The sequence below is a fragment of the Cupriavidus sp. 05L411 genome (assembly GCF_056398045.1).
The window spans coordinates 183,977-206,935 of record NZ_JBFTOQ010000002.1; the positions used below are offsets into that span (position 1 = coordinate 183,977).

A 22,959-nucleotide genomic window follows, 5' to 3' on the forward strand; every position below is an offset into this window, starting at 1 on the left:
CCCATTGTAAAGACATAGCAGGCGATACCGCCACCTTGCCCAGCAGATAGTGCCAGTCCGCGACAGGAATCCCTGCGTCACCCGGACAATTCGCAGCGCGGCGCCAGCACCGCCTGCGCCACCTCGGCGCCGGGCTGCTGCGCGAAGGCAACCCAGGCCAGCTTGTGCGGGTCGGCCCCGGTTGGCAGCGGCACGCTGCCCGACCAGGCCAGCCCCTCGGCCGGCACCGCGAAGGGGCCCAGCCAGAGCCGCACGACACGCTCGTGATGCAGCGTGGCGCCTTGGTTCTCGCCGGCCTTCACCGACGACACCAGCCCGTCCTCGACCAGCGCGGCATAGGCCTGCAGTGGCCCGGAGCGGGCTGCCGGCGTCACGTTCAGCGCGACCTGCACTTGCCCGGCGGAGAGCGCCTGCCAGCCCAGCCGAAGCGAGGCGCCGGGCGCTTGCGCGTTGATCTCGGCGACGCGCGCCGCGACCTCGCCTGCGTCGTGCCAGCGGCGCTGCTCGCGCGCGCCGACAAACACCTCGGGCGTATATACCGTATGACTGCCGACGGCGCCCGCCAGCGTGCGCTGGCGAGCGGTGAACACCGGGCTGGCAAAGCGGTCGCGCCAGCCCAGGCTGTCCCAGTAGTCGACGTGCAGCGCCAGCGCCAATGCCTGCGAGGCCGGCAGCCGAGCGGCCTGCGTGCCGAGCCAGTGATCGGCCGGCGGACAGCTGCTACAGCCCTCCGAGGTGTAGAGCTCGATCAGGGCTAGCCGCTGGGGCGGGCTGTCGTGCAGGCATGCTGCCGGCACGGAGCCGGCCGTCGCGCGCACCGGGCCGGCCAGCGCGGCGAGCATCAGCACCGGTGCCCAGCGCACAGGCCAAGACCTGGGCTTGCAGGATTTCCGCGATGGGGTGCGCGGCCCGGCTGCCCGGTGCGCTATGGCATCGGCCTGGGCCGATTGTTCGAGATGCTTGTGCATGCTGGACCTCCGAAGGCTGCCTGACCGTTGTCAGTCGCATACAGCCTGCCGGACCTTACAGACATTTCTGCGTGCCATGTGGTTTCCATGCCGCCTGCCGCGCAGCTTTGGATTATGCTTGCATCATGGCCATCACCCGACAAGATCTCGAAACAGATCGGCTGCGTGCTTCTCTTTGCAGCACGCCGGTGGCTTCCTCGCTACTTCCCGAAGAAGCTTTCGAGCGTTCTCTGCGCGCTACGCTGGACCAGCGGCCGGATACGCCCGGGCTGGCCGGCGATGTCCTGCTGTTCGGCTATGGCTCGCTGATCTGGAACCCGATGGTGATTCACACGGACCGCCAGCTGGCTACCGTGCATGGCTACCACCGCGGCTTCTACCTGTACTCGCGCATCAACCGCGGCACCTGGGACGACCCGGGCCTGGTGCTCGCGCTGGACCGCGGCGGCTCGTGCCAGGGCGTCGTCTTCCGCATCCCCCATCATATGATCGAGCAGGAATTCCGTCTGCTGTGGCGCCGCGAGATGCTGACCGGCGCCTACCATCCCCGCTGGCTCAATGTGAAGATGAACGGCAGCCCGCGGCAGCGCGCCCTGGCCTTCGTGATGAACCGCGAGCACGAAGCCTATGCCGGACGCTTGCCGGACGACCGCGTGGTGGCCTGCCTGCGCCACGCCTGTGGCCTGTATGGCCCGGCCCGCGAGTACCTGCAACAGACGCTGCTTGGCCTTGCCACCAACGGGGTCGACGATCCCTACCTGGGCCGGCTCTGGCGCCGGCTGCAGGATACGGATGCCATGGCCGCACAGGCTGTCAGCGAACCCGCCTGACCCAGGATCGACCAGGATGCCACGCCCTGCTGCCCGCCCCCGCCGACTGGTGCTTGCCGAAGTGCTGGGGCTGACCGGATTGCTGATGGGCGGCGCGCTGCTGGCCGGCCCCGGCGGATCGACGCTGGCGGCGCGCCCTGCCAGCAATGGCCCGGCCCAGTCATCGCCGCGCTCGCACGGGCAAGGCGCTGCGGGCTCCGCCGCTGCCGCGCACGATAGCGTTGGCGGGCTCGACCGCAATCTCCTTGCCGCGGCAACGCTGGGAGATCTCGAACTGGTCAAGCGCTTGCTGGCTTCGGGCGCTTCCGCACAGGCCGCCGACGAACGCGGCCGCAGTGCCTTGCTGGTGGCGGTCTACAGCCGCCATACCGAGGTCGCCAAGGCACTGGTGGCGGCCGGCGCTGATGTCAACCGCAAGGACATGGAATCCAACAGCCCCTTCCTGCTGGCCGCGGCCACCGGGCAGCTTGAGCTGGTGCAACTGGCGCTGGCGCATGGCGCCGATCTCAACAGCACGGACAGCTATGACAACACCGCCCTGATCGCCGCGTGCGAGCATGGCAATACCGAAGTAGTGAAGGTGTTGTTGAAAGCCGGTGTGGCGGTCGACCATGTTAACCGCCAGGGCTGGACCGCCCTGCTGGAGACCATCGTCATGGGCGATGGCAGCGCGCGGTATGAAGACACCGTGCAGTTGCTGCTGGATGCGGGCGCGGACGCCAACCTTGCCGACCGGGATGGCACCACCCCAACCCGGCACGCCCGCGAGCGCAGCTACAAGACCATGGTGAAGATGCTGGTGCGCGTGCGCGGGCACTGACACGGGCACGGACGTGCCCGCGCATCCCGCTGATGCGACGCTACCCGCTCAGGCCACTCAGGCCGCTGGCTTCGGCTCCGCGCTGCGCGCGTTCTCGCTTTCCTGCAACGCGCGCCACATCACCTTGCCCGTGCCCGACTTGGGCAGCGCGTCGACAAATTCCACCACGCGCGGGTACTTGTAGGCCGCCATGTTTTCCTTGGCCCATTCGATGATTTCCTCGGGCGTTGTCTTGCCCTTGGCATGCGTCTTGAGCACCACCACCGCCTTCACGGTTTCGCCCCGATACGCATCGCGCGTACCGATGATGCAGGCCTCTTGCACGTCGGGGTGCTTGTACAGCAGGTTCTCCACCTCTGCCGGCCACACCTTGAAGCCCGACGCGTTGATCATGCGCTTGAGCCGGTCGGTGATGAAGTAGTAGCCCTCTTCGTCCATGCGGCCCAGGTCGCCGGTGCGGAAGAAGGTCTTGCCATCGAACTCGATGAAGGCATCGCGCGTGGCATCCGGCTTGCCCCAGTAGCCCTTGAACACCTGCGGGCCGCACACGATGATCTCGCCAGTCTCGTTGACCGCCACTTCCTTGAGCGTGACCGGATCGATCACGCGCGCGTCGGTATTGAAGGTGGGCACGCCCAGGCACTGCAGCTTGGGCCGGTCGCCCGGATTGCTGTGGGTCGGCGCCATGGTCTCGGACAGGCCATAGCCTTCAATGTAATTAAGGCCGAACTGCTGCTTCAGGCGCTCCGCTACCGCCTGCGGCATGGCCGCGCCGCCGCCGCCGATATAGCGCAGGCTCGACAGGTCGAACTGGTCCAGGTTCGGGCTGCCCAGGAAGTCGATCACCATGGTCGGGATGTTGGTCCAGTGCGTGATCTGGAAGCGCGAGATCAGCCGGCCCGCGACTTCGCGGTCCCAGCGCGGCAGCATCACCACGGTAGCGCCGCTGTAGATCGGGCCGTTCATGCCGTACTGCATGCCGGTCACGTGAAACAGCGGCAGCACCGCCAGGATCGTCGATTCCGCGCCGCTGCCGCTCCAGATGCCGCCGCCGATCACGTTATGCATGACGGAGCGGTGGGTGTGGATGCAACCCTTGGGAAAGCCGGTGGTGCCCGAGGTATAGGGCATCACCGCCATATCGTCCGGGCCCGCGGTATGCGGGCCGGGCACCAGTTGCGCGGCGAGTGCCTCGGCCCAGGGGGTGGCGCCGGCCGGCAGCGGATGCTGCGTGGTCAGCCAGGCGCCCGGAGCGTCTTCGGGGTTCTCGTAGCTGGCCGGCAGCGCATCGCTATATTGCGTGACCAGCAGGTGCTGCAGGCGCTGCTCGGGCGGCAACTCGTTACTGGCCTGCTCGGCGCCCATGGCCAGATCCGCGCTGCAGATCGCCACGCTGGCCTGCGCGTCGGTGATGTAATGCTTGAACTCCTCAGACCGGTTCATCGGATTGACCGGCACGACCACGGCATCCGCGCGCAGGATCGCGTAATAGGCAATGATGAACTGCGGGCAGTTCTGCATATACAGCAGCACCCGGTCGCCCTTCTTCACGCCGGCCTTTTGCTGCAGCCATCCCGCCATGGCGCTGGCCTGGGCCTCCAGCGCCCGGAAGGTGATGGCGTTGCCGAAATACCGGATGGCCGCCTTGTCGGCGTAGCGATGGGCGGAGACCACCAGGTTGTACCAGAGCGAGGTCTCCGGCAGCACGATCTTGGTGGGCACGCGCTTGGGCCAGAACTGGAAATGCGGGCGCGCGGGCTGGGGGGTCTGCATAAAGGTCTCCTGTTCGGTCTATCCGACCTGGTCTTGGATGCGAGGCGAGAGATGAATTTGCCGAAACCAGCAATCAGTCAAGCAATATAACCGAACGACCGTTCTTTTTTCAATCCATCGCTTACCCTTGCCTGCGCCGGCATCCATGCCGCGCGGCGTGCAAAGGTTGCATTCGGCGGGGCGGTCCCAATATGAAAGAGAAGACGTCGTTGCGCGAGTGGAGACTTTCGCGCGGGCGTTCCACACTCCGAGGCCAAGCCATGAGCGACGTAACCCTGCAGAATTTTGACGCCGACGTGATCGAGACGTCGCGCCACATCCCCGTGCTGGTGGATTTCTGGGCACCATGGTGCGGCCCTTGCCGCACCTTGGGGCCGATGCTGGAAAAGCTTGAGGGCGAGGCGGCCGGCAAATGGCGGCTGGCCAAGGTGAACGTGGATGAGAATCAGGAACTGGCGTCGCATTTCGGCGTGCGCAGCATTCCCCACGTGGTGGCGTTCGCCGACGGCCAGGCGGCGGACCAGTTCACCGGCGTGCTGCCGGAATCCGGGCTGCGCGAGTTCATTGCCCGGGTGATGCCCGACCCGGGCAGGGTGGCCCTGCGTGCTGCCCGCGACGCTGCCGGCGCGGGCGACCGCGAGGCGGCCAGGTCGGCGTTCCAGGCGGCGCTGGCGTTCGACCCCGGCTTTGATGCCGCTCGCCTTGAATACATCGGTTTCCTGCTGGACGAGGATGCGCTGGACCAGGCCCAGTCGGAGTTCGGCATGTTGTCCCCCAACGCGGCCCAGGAGGACGGCTACGCTGCGCTCTGCACCCGGATCGAGGCCATGCGCGGTGCCTCGGACCTGCCCGACGCGGCCACCCTGGCGGCCCGTGTCGCCGACGCCCCCGGCGACCTGCAGGCGCGGCTGGACCTGGCGCGCGCACTGATCGCGCATCGGCAATATGAGCCGGCGCTGGAGCAACTGCTGGCCATCGCGCGCACGGATCGCTCCTTCGAGGACGATATCGGCCGCACGGCCATGCTGTCGGTATTCAAGCTGATGAGCGACCAGCCTGACGTGGTGTCGCGCTATCGCCGGCTGCTGGCCTCGGCGCTCAATTAAACTGGCGGGTGAACGCGGCGGGCCGGGCCCGCCGTTTTATTTCCCTGCAACCGCCCTGTTCCACCGTGACTGCCTCCCCGCCCCGCCTGATCGACTTCCAGACCGACCCCGAACCGCTTCCCAGCCACGATCGCCCACGCCTGGACCGGCTGGTTGCCGGCAACCCCGACCGCACCACCTGGACGCACTACAGCGCCAGCCAGGGCGATTTCGATTGCGGCATCTGGGCTTGCGAGCCGGGCGCGTGGCGCATTGCGTTTCCGGCTGGCAAGGAGGAGTTCTTCCATGTCATCAGCGGCCGCCTGCGCATCAGCGACGACGCGGGCAACGCCCGTGAATTCGGGCCCGGCGACGCCTGCGTGATCCCGGCCGGCTTCACCGGCTTGTTCGAGGTGCTCGAACCGGTGCGCAAGCACTTTGTCGTGCTCGACCGGGCTGCCGCCGACGCCATCCAGGGCATCTAGGCCAGCCAGGCCATTCAGCCCGCCTGCTCCGACGGTGCCTCGATCAGGCTAAAGCCGTTCTCGCGCATGTGGTTGACCATCATCGCGTCCATCGCCTTCACGTGCTGGTCGAACCAGCCGGGCAGCTCCGACAAGAGCCGCCGGCCCAGCGCCAGGTCGCCCTCGGCCACCTTGTCGCGCACCGCGCCGGCCACCGCCAGCACCTGCTCGTGCTCGCCGCGGTGGCAATGCTGCGGGCCGAAGGCCATCGCCTCCATCCACGCTTCTTCCTGGCCGAAATGATGGCGGGTGTGGTCGATCCACTCGTCCAGGGCGGCCAGGAAGCCCGCATCGTCGGCGCGCGTGGCGGCATCCAGCAGTTGGACGAATTCGGCATGGGTGGCATCGGTGACCGGCTCGCCCAACAACAGGTCGGGGGCCAGCGTGGCGGTGCCAGGCGAAGAGGAATCGGTCATATCGGAAGGGACAACATCGCGAAAACCGCAAGGATACCGAATCCGCGGCGGCCCGGACTGATCCAGGACAAACCGCAGCGCCGCCAAGGCCGGCGGCACGCGCAGGGTATGCTCAGGGCTGGCTCCATCACCGCACCAGGCTGATTCCTGGCTTCCCATGCCCCGACTGCTCTTCTTCTGCGGCCATGCCGGCACCGGCAAGACCACCCTGGCCCACCGCCTGATCGGCCCACTCATGCAGGCCACCGGCGAGCCGTTCTGCCTGCTCGACAAGGACACGCTCTACGGCGGCTATAGCGCCGCCGCAATGGGCGCGCTGACTGGCGACCCGAACGACCGCGACAGCCCGACCTACCTCAAGTACCTGCGCAATGCGGAATATCATGGCCTGCTGGATACCGCGCGGGAGAACCTCGCCCTGGGCATCAGCGTGATCGTGGTGGGCCCGCTATCGCGCGAGGTGCGCGACCACCTGCTGCACGATCCCGAATGGCTGCACGTGCCCGCCGGCACCATCGTGCGCACCCTGTGGGTGCACCTGCCGGAGAACGAGGCGCATGCGCGCATCGTCAAGCGTGCCAATCCAAACGATGCCTACAAGCTGGCGCACTGGGACGACTACCGCACCCGGCGCTTCATGCCCGAGCCGGCGCAGTACCCCGAGTTGGCCTACTTCGACAATACGGCGCCGGACGACGCCGCGCTGAACGCCCTGCTGGCCACGCTCGCGGCGTAGCCAGCCGCCGCGATGCTCATTCCGGCGCCGTGGAAACGTCCGGCGCCGTGAGGGCGGCCAGCACGCTGGACGCCGCCACCATCCCGAACACCGCGGTGACCGCCACCGAGGAGCCGAAGCCGGCGCAGGCCAGCCCCTGCGGGCCGGCCGGCGGCTCAGCCGAGGCGCCTGGCGCGGCTTCCGGGGCCTCGTCGATCTCGCAGGACTGCTGCTCGGGCTCCGGATAGCGCAGCGGCTCGTCGGAGAAGACCGCGTCGATGCCGAACTTGCGCTTGGGGTTGCGCGGCCAGCCCCAGTCCTTGCGCAGGGTGGAGCGCACCTTGGCCAGCAGCGGATCCTGCACGGTGCGGGAAAAGTCCACCACGCGGATGCGGGTCGGGTCGAGCTGGCCGCCGGCACCGCCGCAGGTGATGATGCGCCGGCCCACGCGGCGGGCCCAGCCCAGCATGGCGATCTTGACCTTGACCGAGTCGATCGCATCAATGATGTAGTCGTGCCCGTCGAGCAGTTCGACCAGATTCTCCGGGGTCACGAAATCGTCCACCTCGGTCACCCGGCAGCGCGGGTTGATCTGCACCATGCGCTCCGCCATGGCCTGCACCTTGGCGCGGCCATAGGCGTCGCCCAGCGCGTGGATCTGGCGGTTGGTGTTGGACACCGCGATATGGTCCAGATCGATCAGCGTGACACGGCCGACCGCATTGCGCGCCAGCGCCTCGGCCGCCCAGCTGCCCACCCCACCGATGCCGACCACGCAAACGCTGGCGGCCTCCAGCCGCGCCAGGCCCGCCGCGCCATACAGGCGCGCCACGCCGCCGAAGCGCCGGTGGTAGTCGTCATCCTCCGGGCTCTCGTGGGTAAGGGCCGGCGGCAGTTGCGCCAGCTCCGGTTCCGGCTGGGTGGAGGTTGCGGGGACGGGGTTGCTCATTTCTACGCTCGAAGCTGGCTGAATTGGAGGACACTGCGGGGGAAAAGCGCGCGTTGCCGCACCTTGTCAGCCAAGCGCCGACAGGGGAGCGGGGCGCGCAACTATACAATACCCACAGCAGTGGTTCGACCGCCGCATTGTCTCGCAGAGCGCGCGCGGCTGCCGGCGCCAACCAGGAAACCGATCCCATGCCCCTGCGCCGCAAGACCGTTCTCTGGAGTGTACTGACACCGCTGGTGCTGATCGCGGCGCTTGTCGTGGTCATTCTGACCTTCGACTGGAACCGCCTCAAGCCGTGGCTGAACCAGAAGGTTGCCGAGGCCATCGGCCGGCCCTTTGCCATCAATGGCGACCTCACCCTGACCTGGCGCAGCGCCGAGGGCGAGACCGGCTGGCACACCTGGGTCCCCTGGCCACGCCTGTCTGCCCGGGATATCACCGTCGGCAACCCGGAATGGGCACACGAGGCCAACTTTGCCACCGTGCGCGAATTGATCTTCGTACTACGCCCGCTGCCCCTGCTCTCCCACCAGATCTCGATCCCCAGCATTACCGTCGACAGCCCCGCGGTCTGGCTGGAGCGGCTGGCCGACCAGCGCAACAACTGGACCTTCGTCACGCCCGCCGGCAAGGCGCCATCGCCATGGCGGCTCGACATCGGCGAGATCTCGCTGGCGCGCGGCGACCTGGCGCTGAACGACCAGGCAATGAAGATTGAGCTGCAGGCGCGCCTGGACACCATCGGCGACGCCGCCCTCTACGACAAGACCCGCGACGGCGCCCTGATCGCGCCCCCGGCATCAAACACGGCCAGCGCGGTCGGCCAGCCCGGTGGCGCCGGCGCCGCCGGCAACGCCAGCCAGCGCTATGGCCTGCGCTGGAAGGCCACGGGACGCTACAACCAGGCCACCATCAATGCCACCGGCAAGGCCGGCACCGTGCTCAGCCTGCGCGACACCCAGGACCCCTTCCCGCTGCAGGCCGATATGCGGGTGGGCAACACCCGCGCGGTCGTGGAGGGCACGCTGACCAACCCTGCCCACCTGGGCGCGCTCGACATGCACCTGCAGCTGTCCGGCGACAATATGGCCAAGCTGTACGCGCTGACCGGCATCGTGCTGCCGAGCACCCCGCCCTACGAGACCCGCGGCCGGCTGGTTGCCACCTTGCGCAAAGGTGCTTCCGTGTACCGGTACGACAAGTTTTCCGGACGCGTCGGCGGCAGCGACCTGAACGGCTCGCTCACCTACACGCAGCGCCAGCCACGCGCCCTGCTGTCGGGCGAACTGGAATCGAAGCAACTGCGCTTCGAGGACCTGGCTCCGCTGATCGGTGCGGACGCCAAGCCCGGGCAGGCAGCATCCGACAGCACAGTGCGCCAGCCCGCCGGCAAAGCGCTGCCGGTGGCGCCGTTCCGCACCGAGCGCTGGGACAGCATCGACGCCGACGTGAAGTTCACCGGCAAGCGCATCATCCGCACCGCCGACCTGCCGATCACCGACCTCGTCACCCACCTCAAGCTCGACGATGGCGTGCTGACGTTGGACCCGCTGAACTTTGGCGTGGCCGGCGGCAACCTGACGTCGTCGCTGCAGCTCAACGGCAAGCGCGAGCCGCTCGCCGCCACCATCGACATGAAAGCGCGCCACCTCCAGCTCAAGCAACTGTTCCCGAAGTTCGAGTCGATGCGCGCCAGCGTGGGTGAGGTCAACGGCAGCGCCAAGCTAAGCGCCACCGGCAACTCGGTGGCGGCGTTGTTGGGCTCGTCCAATGGCGAGGCCAAGCTGCTGGTGGAAAACGGCACGGTCAGCAAGTTCCTGCTCGAGGCGATGGGCCTGAACGTGGGCAGCGTGGTGATCTCCAAGCTGTTCGGCGACAAGCCGGTGCAGATCCATTGCGGCGTCAGCGATTTCAGCTTCACCAACGGCGTGGCGCGCTCGCGCGTCTTCGTCATCGACACCCAGGACGCCGTGATCGACACCAGCGGCGCCATCGACCTTGGCAGTGAGCGGCTAGCGCTCACCGTGCGGCCGGATTCCAAGGGGCTGCGCATCTTCTCGCTGCGCTCGCCGCTCTATGTGGGCGGCACGCTGAAGAAGCCCACGGTCAGCCCGGACATCGGCGTGCTGGCCTTGCGCGCCGGCGGCGTGGTGGCACTGGCGCTGGTCGCGCCGGTGGCCACGGCAGTCCTGCCCCTGATCGATCTATCGGCTGCACCCGACAGCCAGTGCGGCAAGCTGCTGGCGGAGATTCGCACGCGCCCGACCGCGCCGCCGCCGGGGCAGGCCTACCGCGACCCGAAGACCGGCAAGACCAGCCAGGCGGCCGGCCCTGCCCCTTCACCGGACACGCAAGCCGCGCCCGCCGCCACGGCACCAGTCAAGCCCACTGCACCGTCGCGCCCCGGCGCACCCGATCGGCCAGCGCCAGGCAATACGCTCTATCAGGGCGGCTAACTGGCGGTGCGTCGCCCGGTTGCAAGCCGGGCGTTGCCTGCTTGCGACACCTTGCGACACCCCTCCCGCCGTCGACGCAATTACGCAACACTTTGGTGCATTGCAACGCAAGGCATCGTTGTGCATCGCCCACATTCGGCCGCATAATTAAACGGCCATTTACAACGAAGTTTCCAATACGTGGCATGAAGCGGATGTCTGGCTCCGATCCATTTCGAGGCTGGCGTCCTTCTCAGGGTGCGGTTTCGGCCGCACTTGTTTTTCCCGATTTCCCCTCCAGCCCCCGCCCCTGCATGACGCCGCTACATGCCACCGTCCCGCCGATCAGCTGCCTGATCGCCCTAACGGTGTGCAACCACGTAGCCTTCAATGCCAGCCGCGTCGTGGTTTCACTGTTTGCCCTCTCGCTCAAAGCCTCGACCGTCACGCTCGGCATCCTGATGTCGCTCTATGCGTTGCTGCCGATGCTGCTGGCGATCCATGCCGGCAAGCGCATCGACGAGATCGGGCCGCGCAAGCCGATGACCGCGGGCTCGTTGATGGTGGTCGCGGGCACGCTGCTGCCAGCGGTGTGGCCGGGCATCGCAGCGCTCTACCTTTCCTGCGCGCTGATTGGCGTCGGCTTCATGCTGGTGCAGGTCGCCATGCAGTTGCTGATCGGGCAGATTTCCACCGATGGCACGCGGCTGCGCAACTACACGCTCCAAGCGCTGGGATTCTCGTTCTCCGGCACGCTGGGCCCGGTGATGATGGGCTATGTGATCGAGCACGCTGGCTACCGCCCGGCTTTTTTTGTGCTGGTGGCGGTAGCGGCCGCAGGGCTGGCCGGCCTGTACTTCATGCGCGGGCGGCTGCCGGCACACGGCGGGCGCGCCGCGCGCGGCGCCATCGTGGACGGCACCCGCAACTCCACATTGGGCTTGCTTGCCCACCCGGAGTTGCGCGCGGTCTTTATCGCCAGCGCGGTCCTGTCGGCGGCCTGGGACCTGCACGCCTTCCTCATTCCCATCCAGGGCACCCGGGTTGGCCTTTCGCCGTCGTCGGTCGGCTGGGTGCTGGGCGCCTTCGCCATTGCCACCTTCGCCATCCGTGTGGCAATGCCGCTGGTGTCGCGCCGGCTCTCGGAGTGGAAGGTGATTCGGGTCGCGCTGCTGGTCGGGGCGGTAGCCTACCTGCTCTATCCCTTCGCGGCCGAGTTCTGGCTGATGTGCTGCCTGGCCTTCCTGCTGGGCCTGGCGCTCGGCAGCGCCCAGCCCAACGTCATGAACATCCTGCACACGGCCTCGCCCACCGGGCGCGCCGGCGAGGCCCTGGGATTGCGCTCGGCCGTGCTCAATACCAGCCAGGTGGTGTGGCCGCTGACCTTTGGCGTAGTCGGCACGGCACTTGGCATGCTGCCGATTTTCCTGTCAATGGCAGGGGCGATGGGCGTGGCCGGCTATTACTCGCGCGGCCAGGCCCGCAAGCTGCCCCAGCCGCCGGCCTGAGGCGCCCACGGCATCGCGCATGAGTTGCTCAGGCGCAAATGCGGTCCGCTGCGCTTTCGCTATACTCAAATCAGACAGGCCGCCGGCGCCGTGCATGCTTGCCCCGCGCGCGGCCTGCTGACTCGATACCTGATCCGACATGACCCAACTCGCCGACCTCCGCCGCACCTACGTACTCGGATCGCTGTCCGAATCCGACGTGGCGTCCGATCCCATCAGCCAGTTCCAGCGCTGGTTCGATGAAGCCATCCACGCCAAGCTCCCGGAACCCAATGCCATGACGCTGGCCACCGTCGACGCCGACGGCCAGCCCTCGGCACGCATTGTGCTGCTCAAGGCCATGGACACCCAGGGCTTTACGTTCTTCACCAACTACGAAAGCCGCAAGGGCCTGGACCTTGCCGCCAACCCGCGCGCGGCGCTGCTGTTCCACTGGGTGCAGCTGGAGCGCCAGGTGCGCGTGGAAGGACGCGTTGAAAAAGTTACCGATAGCGAGAGCGATGCTTACTACGCGACGCGTCCACTCGGCTCGCGCCTCGGGGCATGGGCCTCGGAGCAGAGCCGCGAGGTGGCGGACCGCACGGTGCTGGAGCAGCGCGAAGCGGATTTCCGCGCCAAGTTCGGCGATAACCCGCCGCGGCCGGCGCACTGGGGCGGGTACCGGCTGGTGCCGACCCGCATCGAGTACTGGCAGGGACGCCCGTCGCGCCTGCACGACCGGATCGCCTACCGCCTGGCGCCGGACGGCAGCTGGCAAATCGTGCGCCTGTCGCCCTGAGCGCCATGAGCGCGGTGCCGCCGGCCGCCGAGGCCGCGCACTGCACAAAATTAGGAATTGTCGTAAAGTAAGTCAGGGTCGCTTTCCGGTTTTGTGAGGAAGCGGCCACCAGGAGCAGGCCCCGCCTGCCCTGTGCTGTAGTTCGAGGAGTGTGCCGCAACCATCAGGAGGGAGGCCGCATGTTTTTCAAGCAAGCACTGGACAAGCAACTGGACCACTGGATCGCCGATCTGCGCGACCGGGCCAATCTCCCTGTGAGGCTGCGGCTATGGAACGGCAACGAGTATCCGCTCGGCCGCTTCGATCATCCCGCGGTGACCCTGACCATACGCGAGGCGGGTGCCCTGCCCCTGCTGCTCACGCCCAGCCTCGACAATCTCGGCGAAGCCTATGTCCAGGAAAAGATCGACCTGGACGGCACGCTCAGCGACATCATCGCCGTGGCTTACCGCTTCTCGGCCGCCGCCAGCGCGCAGGCCGGTGGCGCACTGGCACGGGTGGCCCAGCATTTCGCCCACACCAAGGCGGCGGACAAGGCCTCGATCCAGTATCACTACGACGTATCCAACGCGTTCTACCGGCTCTGGCTGGACCCGGGCATGGTGTACTCCTGCGCCTACTTCGAGCATGGCAATGAAGACCTTGCCACCGCACAGCGCAAGAAGATCGACCACATCCTGACCAAGATCCGGCTGCAGCCCGGACAAACCTTGCTCGACATTGGCTGCGGCTGGGGCGCGCTGGTCATCCGCGCGGCGGAAAAGTTCGGCGCGCGCTGCGTGGGCATCACGCTGTCGCAGAACCAGTTCGACCTGGCGACCGAACGCGTCAGGCAGGCGGGCCTGTCCGACCGCATCGAGATCCGTTTGCAGGATTACCGCGACACGGCCGGCACCTTCGACCGCATCACCAGCGTCGGCATGTTCGAGCACGTCGGCAAGGACAACCTGCCCGCCTATTTCGGCCGCATGCGCGAGTTGCTCGCCGATGATGGCTTCGCCATGAACCACGGCATCACATCGCCCGACCCCGACAGCGGCGCCACGCCCATGGACGGCTCCGAGTTCATGGACCGCTACGTGTTCCCGCAGGGCGAGCTGCCGCACATCGGCATGGTGCTCAACACCCTGCAGCGCGGCGGCCTGGAGGCCACCGATGTGGAGTTGATGCGCGGCCACTACCGGCGCACGCTGCAACATTGGGCGGACAACTTCGAAGCGCAGGGTGATACCATCCGCGCCATGGTGGGCGAGAAGAAATACCGCATCTGGCGCGTCTACCTGGCAGGCTGCGGCCATGCCTTCGATACCGACCAGATGTCGATCTACCAGGTGGTTTGCCACAAGGCCGGCCTCTCGTCGCAGAGCTTGCCCTGGTCGCGCCGCTACATCTACGACAAATCGCTTGACTGAGAATCGGCTTGACTGAAGACCTGTTCGGCGGCCTGCTGGAGCCGCCAGGGGTGGCCGCTGCCGGCAATGCCGCACCACTTGCCGGCGCTTCCCCGAGCGTAGCCGCCGCCGCCAAGCCATCGCGCGGCAAAAGTGTACTGGCGCCGCCCCCGGACCCCGCCCTGCTCGCGCTGGCCGAACGCCTGCCGGCCGGGCTGCATCTCGGCACGTCGTCATGGTCCTATGGCGGCTGGAACGGATTGGTCTATCAAGGCGAGTACACGGACAGCCTGCTCTCGCGCAAAGGGCTGGCCGCCTACTCGCAGCATCCCTTGCTGCGTGCCGCCGGCATCGATCGCGGGTTCTACGCGCCGATCCCGCTTGCCGACTACGTTGCCTATGCGGCTCAGGTGCCCGCGCACTTCCGCTTCCTGGTCAAGGCACCTGCCAGCGTTTGCGATCCGTGGCTGCGCACGTCCGAGGGCGCCGGCCGGCTGGCCAACGCCAGCTTCCTCGATGCCGAGATCGCCGCGCGCGATTTCGTCGCGCCGGCCACCGCGGGCCTTGGCGCCAAGTGCGGGCCGCTGCTGTTCCAGCTTTCCCCGCTAGGCGCGATGGCCACCGACAGCGCCGGCTTCCTGTCGCGGCTCGACGCCTTCCTGGGCGCCCTGCCCGCGCTCGACGCCGCCACGACACCGCACGCCTGCTACGCCGTGGAGTTGCGCGATGCCGCCTTGCTCACGCCGCGATTCATCAAGCTACTGCGCGCACGCCGCGTGCGTTTCTGCCTGTCCGCGCGCGAGCGCATGCCGCCGGCCGAACGGCAACTGCCAGCACAAGCACTCATGGACGAGGGCGCACCAGGACCGCTGGTGCTGCGGTGGATGTTGCATGCGGGCTTTGCCTACGAGCAAGCCGAATCCCGCTACGCGCCGTTTGACCGGCTGATCGACGAAGACCCGCATACCCGCGCGGTGATCGCCGAGCAGGTGGTGCGCACGCTGAGCGCGGGCCAGCCCGCCTATGTGATCGTCAGCAACAAGGCGGAAGGCTCGGCGCCGTTGACTTGCGTGCGGCTGGCCGAGGCCATTGCCGAGCGCCTGGAAGCAAGCTGAGCGCAGCCCTGGCGCATCAGCGATTCAGGTGATGCGCGAACTTCTGCCGGAACTTGGCCAGCTTGGGTGAAATCACAAACGAGCAATAGCCCTGGTTCGGGTGGTTCTGGAAGTAATTCTGGTGGCCTTCCTCCGCGCGCCAGTACGGTTGCGTGGGCTCGATCTGCGTCACCAGCGGCGCATCGTAGAGTTTTTGCTCCGCCACCTCCCGCATCACATACTCGGCCATGGCACGCTGCGGCTCCGTGTTGGTGAAGATCACCGAGCGGTACTGCGTGCCGACATCGTTGCCTTGCCGGTTAAGGGTGGTGGGATCGTGGATGGCAAAGAAGATCTCCAGGATCTCGCGGAACTTGATCACCGTGGGATCGAAGGTCACGCGCACCACTTCGGCGTGCCCGGTGTCGCCGCCGCACACCTGCTCGTAAGTCGGATGGTTTACGTGGCCGCCGGTATAGCCCGACTCCACGGCCCGTACGCCCTTGACTTGCTGGTACACCGCTTCCAGGCACCAGAAGCAACCACCGCCCAGCGTGGCAATCTCATGCTCGTTGTCCATCTTGATCTCTCCGGCTCATGACTATAGGTAGCATACTCGTTCGCCACCCCTCGCGCCGCCGGAGACTGCAATGGACGCCGCGCCTAACGGATCGGCAAAGCGACCGGCCGGATCGGCGCGGCGTCGGCTCCACGGAACTTCAATGAGGCGCCGATGAAAGCGAACTGGTAGACGCGCTCGCGCGACAAGGCCTCCAGGTTCACCAGCTCGATGATCGGTGTGCCCTGCTGCGCCAGCAAATAGGTATGGACCGGGATGTAGTTGTCGGGTACCTCCGCCGGAAACGTCTCGAAGCTCAGGTTATCGGCCCCCACAACCATGGCGCCCCCTTCCTCGACCAGGAACCTGGCTGCATCCAGTCCCAGTCCCGGCGGGTTGGCCATATAGGCCTGGGCGTTTTCATAGTGCTGCATGCGCCCGGTGCGGATCAGCACCACATCGCCCTGCTCCAGCGCCACGCCTTGCTTGTCCAGCGCTTCGCGCAGGTCCTTGCGCGTCACGCGGTAGTTGTCGGGCAGCATGTCCAGCCCCTTGGCCGCGGCTACGTCGATCAGCACGCCACGGGCGACGATCGGCGGCAGCTTCTCCGCGCCTGTCACGTTCCAGCCGCGATCGCCCAGGTGCTCGGCAGCGGAATAGCCATTCCAGATTTTGCCGTTCAGGCCGAAGTGGTTGAGCGCATCGATATGCGTGCCCATGTGGGCATACATGGAAACCGCCGAGCCGCTGTAGCTGACATGCCGGTTCATCGCCTCACCCACCTGCATCGAATCAGCCACCAGGTTGCCGTGCGGGGTATGGGTCATCCACATTTGGTAGGGCGGATCGCCGGCGGCCTGCCAGCTTGGCATGCCGATGAAGTAGTCCACCGCCAGGTCGTAGGCCTGCGTGCCGGAAACCCGCGCCATGATGGCGGCGCGCGAGGCCGGGGTAATCAGGTTGAGGCGGCCGATCTCATCCTTGGGCCCCCAGGGGCTGACACCCACCTGGGGCGCCGCGCCGGCGGCGCCGCTCAGTAGCGCGAACAACAGCGGCAGGGAAAAAGCGGCCAGGCGGCGCGTAGCGCTGGCGGCAGGGGTAAGACGAAAGGACATAGGGGACTCCTGACTGGATTGGCGGTTTCCACAGCAACGTGGAAGGCATGCCGCCATCCTATTAGGCACGCGATGGTAGATAATCTGCGAATTCAGACAAACATATTCAACTGACGGGAAAATATATGGATCTGCTCGCGGCGATGCGTACCTTCCGGCGCGTGGTGGAACGCGATAGCTTCAGCCAGGCTGCCGCCGATCTCGGGCAGTCGACCGCCGCGGTCAGCAAGCAGGTGCGCCAGTTGGAGGCGCGTCTGGGCGCGCTGCTGATCCAGCGCACCACGCGCCGCATGCGCCTGTCGGAAACCGGCCGCGCCTACTTTGCCGAATGCTGCCGCCTGCTCGACGAGCTCGATGCGCTGGAGCGGGCCACGGCCGCTGGCACGGATGAGATCAGCGGCCGCCTGCGCGTGAACGCGCCCCTATCATTCGGGCTCAAGGTGCTCTCACCCCTGCTGGTGACGTTCATGGCGCGCTATCCGCAGGTACAGGTCGAGCTGACCCTGGACGACCGCTTGCTGGACGTGGTGTCGGAGGGCTTCGACGTCTCGCTGCGCATCCGCTCGGCATTGACGGACTCGTCCCTCATCGCGCGGCGGCTGGGCGAGGTAGAGCAAACCATCTGCGCCGCCCCCGCCTACCTGGCAGCGCGCGGCACGCCGCGCACCGTCGAGGACCTGCGCAGCCACGACTGCCTGGCCTACCAGCTGGCCGACTATCCCGGCAGCTGGCACCTGGAAGGGCCGCAAGGCACCACCAGCATCGAAGTGCCCGCGCGCTTCTCGGCCAACAACAGCCTGCTGCTCAGCGATATGCTGCTGGCCGGCCTTGGCATCGGCGCACTGCCCTCGTTCATCGCGCTGCCCCTGCTGGCGCGCGGCGAGCTGGTCAGGGTGCTGCCGGAGCATGCGCTGGCCGGCCGGAGCATCTATGCGCTCTATGCCAGCCACCGGCACCTGCAACGGAAGGTGGGCGTGTTCGTGGCGTTCCTGGCCGAGGCTCTGCAAGGCCCTCAGCCGGACGCTAGCGCAACGACGCCGCCACCATCGCCCGCAACTGGGGCTTGAGCACCTTGCCAAGCGCGCTCCTGGGCAGGCTGTCCACCAGCACCACCCGCTGCGGCAGCTTGAACCGCGCAATCGACAGCGCCAGCGTTTCACGCAGCGCCTCTGGCGCCAGCGCGGCGCGATCCGCGCCATCGGCAGGCACCACGACGGCAACCGGCACCTCGCCCCAGCGCGCGTCCGGCAGCCCCACCACCGCGCAATCCAGCACGCCGGGCAGGCCCAGCAGCGCGTTCTCGATCTCGGCCGGATAGATGTTCTCTCCGCCCGAGATGATCATGTCCTTGCTGCGGCCGACTACCTCGATGCAACCATCGGTATGGCGATGCGCAAGGTCACCCGAGCGGAACCAGCCATCGCGGAAATCCGGATGCTCCGGCTGCCGCCAGTAGCCCTGCATCAGGTTGGCGCCCGCGAGCCAGAGCTCGCCCACTTCGCCGTCGGCGACCGCAACGCCTTGCGCATCGGCTAGCCGCACCTGCACCTCCGGCTGGGGCCAGCCGGCATAGCCGGGCCTGGCCTTGGCCTGGTCCAGGCGCAGCACGACCGATACGGGACCGGTCTCGGTAGCGCCGTAGACCTGCCCGAGCGGGACGCCGCGCGCATGGAAGGCATCGATATACGCGCGGGGAATCGGCGAGGAGCCAGCCATCACGCCGCGCAGCGAAGAGAGGTCCGCGCCTGGCCAGCCGGGATGTTCCAGCACCGCGCGCAGCGTGGCTGGCACCATCAGCGACAGCGTGGGCTGCGCCTGCGCGCACGCATCGAGCCAGGCATCCGGCGCGAAACGCTGGTGCAACGTCACCTGCGCCCCGGCCAGCAATGCCGGCAGCGTCTGGATGCACAAGCCGCCCACATGGAACAGCGGCAGCACGGACAAGACATGGTCGTCCCGCGTCATGCCGTGCGCCCACCAGCTTGCGCGCGCGTTGGCCAGCAAGCCGGCCTGCGTGTGCAGCGCGCCCTTGGGATGGCCAGTGGAGCCGGAGGTGTAGACCAGCAGCAGGGGTGCCTCGCCGGGCGGCTGCGATGGCCTCGGCAGGGGTGTGTCCAGCGGCGCCGGCCGGTCGATCAGGCTATCGATCGGCGCCCGCGCGGCAGGCTCCGGCAGGGCGGCTGCCACCGCCGCCGCAGCCTGCGCGTGCGGCGCATCGTGGAACAGCACACGAATGCCCGCATGCGCGGCGATGGCGCTCAGCTCCGGCACGGCCAGCCGGAAGTTCAGCGGCACGAAGATGGCTCCGAGCCTTGCGCATGCGAACAGGATGGCGAGCTGCAGATCGTGGTTCAGGCACAGCGTGCCCACGCGATCGCCCGGCTGCACGCCCCAGGTGCCGGCCAGGTGCGCGCAGACGCGTTCCACGCGGCGCCACAGCTTGCCATAGCCGATGGTGTAGCCGAGGCTATGCAGCGCCGGGCGCAGGGGCGCGGCACTGACATGCGCATGCAGCGTGCGCAGCAGCGCGCCCGGCTCCGGCGTGCCAGCGAACAGCCGGTTGGCGCGCTCGCTCATTCGTCGCGCTCGCCCGACTCGTACAGGGTCTCGCGCCCCATGCGGTCCAGGATCAGCTCGGCGGTCCAGGGCAGCATCAGCGCGCCGCAGCGCGAATCGCGATAGAGCCGCTCCAGCGGCAGGTCCTTGAGCATGGACTGGCCGCCGCAGGTGCGGATCGCCAGCCGGGCGATGTCGTTGGCGCCTTCCATCACGCTGTAGTGCGCAGCGTACAGCCGCATGCGCGCATCCTTCCCCGGGCTGGCGCAGGCTTCATGAATCACGCGCCAGAAGATCGAGCGCATGTTCTCCAGCTGGATGCGCATCTGCGCCACGGCGATCTGCTTGGTGGGATACATGCGGCGCTTCACCGGCGGCTGGCCCGGCACTTCGCCGCGCAGGTACTGCACGGTGAAGTCATATGCGGCCTGTGCCACGCCGAGATAGGTCGGCGAGAGCGTGAAGAACATGGCTGGCCAGGTCTGCGCCGCTTTGTAATAGACGCCGCGCGGCATCAGCTGCTCCTGGTCGGCGACGAACACATCCTTGAGCAGCAGCGTGCGCGACACCGTGCCGCGCATGCCCATCGGGTCCCACTCGCCGGTCACGGTGAGGCCTTCGGCCTTGCCCGGCACCGCGATGTAGAGCGTGTCGCGCATATCGGGCGAATGGTCCGCGCACTCCTCCGTGCAGAGGATGCCGTAGTAGTCCGCGGCGCCCGACAGCGATGCGAAGATCTTGCGGCCATTGAGCACCCAGCCGCCTTCGACCTTGCGTGCGCTGGTGCCGAAAGGTGCGCGCCCGGCTGCGGCGGCCGAGCCCTCCGAGAAGGGCTGAGCGTAGATCGCGCCGTCCTTCACCACGCGCGCAAAGTGCAGCTCGCGCCGGGCCTCGTGCTCGGCGCGCTGCTCGGGCGTCATGGCGATGCCGTCGGCCAGCATGCCGGTCCACATGGTGGAGCAGATGTGCATGTTGTAGGTCAGCGCGGTGGCGCCGCAGAAGCGGCCGATCTCCGCGCCCACCATGCAATACGTGGCGAAGTCCGCGCCCTCTCCGCCAAACTCGCGCGGCACGCACAAGGCCAGTAGGCCGGCCTCGCGCAGATCATCATAGTTGGCAAAGGGGAAGCTGGCCTCGCGGTCCCACTGCGCCGCGCGCGGGCCGAAGCGCTCGCGGCCGAGCCGGTTGGCGAGCGTCAGCAGGCGCTCCTGCGCCTCGGTGAAATCGGCGCTGCCGACGGCGGGAATGAAGTCCAGTGGCATGATCGTGTCTCCCGGGCATCGGCCACGCGCGTGGCGATGCCTCGATGTTCTTGTGGATTCAGTGCAGCGGGAAATGCCGCCCCAGGAAGCCGAGCACGGCGGCGTTGAAATCCGCCGGGCGCTCCATGCAAGCCAGGTGGCCCACCGCGGGCAGGCACAGGTACTCGGCGCCAGCGATCTTCTGCGCCATGCGCTCCATCACGGGGGGCGCGGCATTGGCGTCGTGCTCGCCGGCCAGCACCAGCACCGGCACGGTGATGCGCGCCAGCACTTCGCGCCGGTCAAAGCACACCAGCGCCTGCAGGGCGGCGCGATAGGTGTCGGGCGGCACGGCCGCCATCACGCTGGCGGCGAACGCCACCGCGCGAGGCTCGGCCTGCGGCGCGACCATGGCGCGCACCAGCCCGTTGGCCATCTCCGCCATGGTCTTGCCGGCATCGAGCGGCGCCGTGCGCGCAGCCACGAAGTCGCGTTGCCACTGGCCATCGGCCTTGCCGAATGCGGGCGACGTCCCTGACAGCACCATTGCGTCGATCAGCCCTGGCATGGCTGCGTAAGCTTCCTGCGCGACCATGCCGCCCATGCTGTGGCCTAGCAGCACCACGCGCCGGCCCGCATCGCGCTCAGCCTGCAGCACCGGCTGCAAGGCATGCGCCAGCCCGGCGAAATCACAGGGATCGATCATGGCGCTGTCGCCGTAGCCAGGCATGTCCCAGGCCACCGCGCGATAGCCCGCTTGCACCAGCGCAGCGATCTGCGCCGGCCACGCGGCCTTGCCGCCGCCGATGCCATGCAGCATCACGACGGCCACGGGGCCGGTGCCCTGCGCGATGGTGGAGATGCCATTGGCGTGGGTCTGGGGCTGGGGCTGGGGGTAGGGCTGGGGGTGGGTCACGCCAGGATTCACGTTCTCGTTCATGCGCTTGCCTTATTGTTTGAATGGGCCGCTTCGGGCGTGGCCGGGCCGGCGAGCCGGCCCTCGTCCACCTCGCCCACGCCATCGAGCGTGATCGTGCAGTTGCGCAGCGGCAGGTCGAAGTGGCCCAGCGTGTGGCGGCCGGCGACCTCGTTGGCGCCGGTGGAGTAGAGAAAGTTGCCGGCAAAGGCGCGCAGCTCCGTGCCGTTGCAGTCGCGTTTGTCATAGAACGTCATCGCATCCCAGCGGGCCTGCGGGTTCAAACCCCAGCCCACGTGCGAAACCGCGTAGGCATCGCGCGTGCCTTCGCGGTCGGCCCACGCCGCGTAGTAGCCGCGCATCATGTCGGCGTCCATGCCCTGCCCTTCGATGCCGACCATGTAGTCATCCTCGATATGGCAGACGATGGTGTCGCGCAGGTAGGTCTTGAAGGTCAGGTTGACGTCGCCCGGTGCGAGCACCAGCGTGCCGTTGACCTGCCCGCCGGCGGGAAAGGCCAGGCACAGGCCGCCCGGCCAGTGCGCGACCTGGCCCGGCTTGTTGCAGTAGCCCCAGACGCCGCCGACGCGCGCGCTTGCGAGCCCGACGCGCAGCTCGGTGCCGGCGGCCGAATGCACGCGCATCTCGCCTGCGCCACGCAACCGTTTCATGGCCGCGCGCACGCTGCTCTCCAGCGCGGGATCGGGCAGGCAGCGCTCCAGGATCTCGGGATGTTCGTTGCTGACCATCAGCAGGCGCGGCACGATGCCGTCGGCGCCTTTGAGGATCAGCGGGAGTTCGGGCGCATGCAGCAGGCCCTCCACGGTGCAATCGATCACCAGGTGGCAGCGCTGCAAGGCGGCCACCACCGGGGCGAGTTGCTGCAAGGCATCGCTGGCGCCGGTGGAACGCACTGGCGCGGGGGCGGCAAGCGCCGGGGACGGCACCCGGATGCGCACGGGCGTGGCGCCCAGCGATTGCACCGCCAGTTCCGCCAACTCCACATTGACACGTCGGGATTGGGACTCCGTTACAATCCCAACCACTTCCTGGGCGGACAGGGCGCACAGTTCAAGGGTGCGCCGAAAAGCCGCCAGCCAGCGGTGCTCGATTTGCTCGATGAGCATAGGTCTCCTCCTGGTGCGATCTGCTGCGATCCTGGCAGGGTCCCGGGGGAATGGCCTTGGTGCGCCAGCCCACCGATGCCTCCCGCCGGACGCATTAGCTTTGTGCTTGTGATTCTTGTCGCTGGCGCAAATAATATATGAAATTTCATGGATCCCAGT

Annotated in this window: 21 protein-coding genes; 11 read left to right on the plus strand and 10 right to left on the minus strand. The window is 67.6% G+C overall.

What is annotated here, in order from left to right:
• Nucleotides 1-77 precede the first annotated feature (77 nt).
• Complete coding sequence (locus AC1DQR_RS03075) at nt 78-863, minus strand: DUF1223 domain-containing protein (protein WP_477132498.1); 786 nt, start codon at nt 861-863, stop codon at nt 78-80.
• Between the two features lie 230 nt (nt 864-1,093).
• Between AC1DQR_RS03075 and AC1DQR_RS03080 the strand changes: the two genes are divergently transcribed.
• Both AC1DQR_RS03080 and AC1DQR_RS03085 read left to right on the plus strand, forming a co-directional pair.
• Nucleotides 1,094-1,798: a gamma-glutamylcyclotransferase gene (locus AC1DQR_RS03080; RefSeq protein ID WP_416049334.1), complete on the plus strand. Its 705-nt coding sequence runs from the start codon at nt 1,094-1,096 to the stop codon at nt 1,796-1,798.
• 16 nt (nt 1,799-1,814) lie between these two features.
• The gene (locus AC1DQR_RS03085) at nt 1,815-2,618 is read left to right on the plus strand and encodes an ankyrin repeat domain-containing protein (RefSeq protein WP_477132499.1); all 804 of its coding nucleotides are present in this window, start codon (nt 1,815-1,817) and stop codon (nt 2,616-2,618) included.
• 57 nt (nt 2,619-2,675) lie between these two features.
• Here AC1DQR_RS03085 and AC1DQR_RS03090 read toward each other — a convergent pair whose 3' ends face one another.
• Nucleotides 2,676-4,391, minus strand: a complete 1,716-nt coding sequence (locus AC1DQR_RS03090) for a long-chain fatty acid--CoA ligase (RefSeq protein WP_416049336.1) — start codon at nt 4,389-4,391, stop codon at nt 2,676-2,678.
• Between the two features lie 260 nt (nt 4,392-4,651).
• Between AC1DQR_RS03090 and trxA the strand changes: the two genes are divergently transcribed.
• Together trxA and AC1DQR_RS03100 are read left to right on the plus strand one after the other, a co-directional pair.
• Nucleotides 4,652-5,497: a thioredoxin gene (gene trxA, locus AC1DQR_RS03095; protein WP_416049337.1), complete on the plus strand. Its 846-nt coding sequence runs from the start codon at nt 4,652-4,654 to the stop codon at nt 5,495-5,497.
• Nucleotides 5,498-5,562: 65 nt separating this feature from the next.
• A complete protein-coding gene (locus tag AC1DQR_RS03100) occupies nt 5,563-5,961 on the plus strand; it encodes a cupin domain-containing protein (RefSeq protein ID WP_416049338.1) in 399 nt (132 codons plus the stop codon).
• 14 nt (nt 5,962-5,975) lie between these two features.
• On the opposite strand, the gene AC1DQR_RS03105 is transcribed toward AC1DQR_RS03100, so the two are convergent.
• Nucleotides 5,976-6,416 (minus strand): bacteriohemerythrin, encoded by a 441-nt coding sequence (locus AC1DQR_RS03105; protein ID WP_174422549.1) that lies wholly within the window; start codon nt 6,414-6,416, stop codon nt 5,976-5,978.
• 157 nt (nt 6,417-6,573) lie between these two features.
• On the opposite strand from AC1DQR_RS03105, the gene AC1DQR_RS03110 reads away from it, so the two are divergent.
• Complete coding sequence (locus AC1DQR_RS03110) at nt 6,574-7,152, plus strand: P-loop nucleotide/nucleoside kinase family protein (protein ID WP_416049340.1); 579 nt, start codon at nt 6,574-6,576, stop codon at nt 7,150-7,152.
• 16 nt (nt 7,153-7,168) lie between these two features.
• Here the strand turns inward: AC1DQR_RS03110 and tcdA are convergent, their stop codons facing one another.
• Complete coding sequence (gene tcdA / locus AC1DQR_RS03115; protein ID WP_416049341.1) at nt 7,169-8,080, minus strand: tRNA cyclic N6-threonylcarbamoyladenosine(37) synthase TcdA; 912 nt, start codon at nt 8,078-8,080, stop codon at nt 7,169-7,171.
• A 188-nt stretch (nt 8,081-8,268) separates the two neighbouring features.
• On the opposite strand from tcdA, the gene AC1DQR_RS03120 reads away from it, so the two are divergent.
• The 5 genes from AC1DQR_RS03120 (at nt 8,269) to AC1DQR_RS03140 (ending at nt 15,307) form a co-directional block, all read left to right on the plus strand.
• Complete coding sequence (locus AC1DQR_RS03120) at nt 8,269-10,536, plus strand: AsmA family protein (RefSeq protein ID WP_477132500.1); 2,268 nt, start codon at nt 8,269-8,271, stop codon at nt 10,534-10,536.
• Nucleotides 10,537-10,829: 293 nt separating this feature from the next.
• Entirely contained in the window at nt 10,830-12,023 is a 1,194-nt protein-coding gene (locus tag AC1DQR_RS03125; protein ID WP_477132501.1) for an MFS transporter, read from the plus strand.
• Between the two features lie 139 nt (nt 12,024-12,162).
• The gene (pdxH, locus tag AC1DQR_RS03130) at nt 12,163-12,801 is read left to right on the plus strand and encodes a pyridoxamine 5'-phosphate oxidase (RefSeq protein ID WP_174422553.1); all 639 of its coding nucleotides are present in this window, start codon (nt 12,163-12,165) and stop codon (nt 12,799-12,801) included.
• A 179-nt stretch (nt 12,802-12,980) separates the two neighbouring features.
• Nucleotides 12,981-14,213, plus strand: coding sequence for a class I SAM-dependent methyltransferase (locus tag AC1DQR_RS03135; RefSeq protein WP_416049344.1), 1,233 nt, complete (start codon nt 12,981-12,983; stop codon nt 14,211-14,213).
• An 8-nt stretch (nt 14,214-14,221) separates the two neighbouring features.
• Nucleotides 14,222-15,307 carry a DUF72 domain-containing protein gene (locus AC1DQR_RS03140; RefSeq protein WP_416049345.1) on the plus strand — a complete coding sequence of 362 codons (1,086 nt, stop codon included), beginning with the start codon at nt 14,222-14,224 and terminating at the stop codon, nt 15,305-15,307.
• A gap of 16 nt (nt 15,308-15,323) precedes the next feature.
• On the opposite strand, the gene msrA is transcribed toward AC1DQR_RS03140, so the two are convergent.
• Nucleotides 15,324-15,866 (minus strand): peptide-methionine (S)-S-oxide reductase MsrA, encoded by a 543-nt coding sequence (gene msrA, locus AC1DQR_RS03145; RefSeq protein ID WP_416049346.1) that lies wholly within the window; start codon nt 15,864-15,866, stop codon nt 15,324-15,326.
• A gap of 83 nt (nt 15,867-15,949) precedes the next feature.
• Nucleotides 15,950-16,960, minus strand: coding sequence for a cyclase family protein (locus AC1DQR_RS03150; protein ID WP_416049347.1), 1,011 nt, complete (start codon nt 16,958-16,960; stop codon nt 15,950-15,952).
• A gap of 125 nt (nt 16,961-17,085) precedes the next feature.
• On the opposite strand from AC1DQR_RS03150, the gene AC1DQR_RS03155 reads away from it, so the two are divergent.
• Nucleotides 17,086-18,027 (plus strand): LysR family transcriptional regulator, encoded by a 942-nt coding sequence (locus AC1DQR_RS03155; RefSeq protein ID WP_477132502.1) that lies wholly within the window; start codon nt 17,086-17,088, stop codon nt 18,025-18,027.
• Here AC1DQR_RS03155 and AC1DQR_RS03160 read toward each other — a convergent pair.
• From AC1DQR_RS03160 to AC1DQR_RS03175, 4 genes are read right to left on the minus strand one after another with little or no spacing between them, the layout of a single operon-like run.
• Nucleotides 17,984-19,537 (minus strand): class I adenylate-forming enzyme family protein, encoded by a 1,554-nt coding sequence (locus tag AC1DQR_RS03160; protein WP_416049349.1) that lies wholly within the window; start codon nt 19,535-19,537, stop codon nt 17,984-17,986. The genes AC1DQR_RS03155 and AC1DQR_RS03160 overlap by 44 nt on opposite strands.
• A complete protein-coding gene (locus tag AC1DQR_RS03165; RefSeq protein ID WP_416049350.1) occupies nt 19,534-20,778 on the minus strand; it encodes an acyl-CoA dehydrogenase family protein in 1,245 nt (414 codons plus the stop codon). Before AC1DQR_RS03165 ends, AC1DQR_RS03160 begins: the two co-directional genes overlap by 4 nt.
• Before the next feature lie 58 nt (nt 20,779-20,836).
• On the minus strand, nt 20,837-21,697 hold the full coding sequence (locus AC1DQR_RS03170; protein ID WP_416049351.1) for an alpha/beta fold hydrolase: 861 nt from the start codon (nt 21,695-21,697) through the stop codon (nt 20,837-20,839).
• Nucleotides 21,694-22,800 carry a 2,5-dihydroxypyridine 5,6-dioxygenase NicX family protein gene (locus AC1DQR_RS03175; RefSeq protein WP_477132503.1) on the minus strand — a complete coding sequence of 369 codons (1,107 nt, stop codon included), beginning with the start codon at nt 22,798-22,800 and terminating at the stop codon, nt 21,694-21,696. Before AC1DQR_RS03175 ends, AC1DQR_RS03170 begins: the two co-directional genes overlap by 4 nt.
• Nucleotides 22,801-22,959 lie beyond the last annotated feature (159 nt).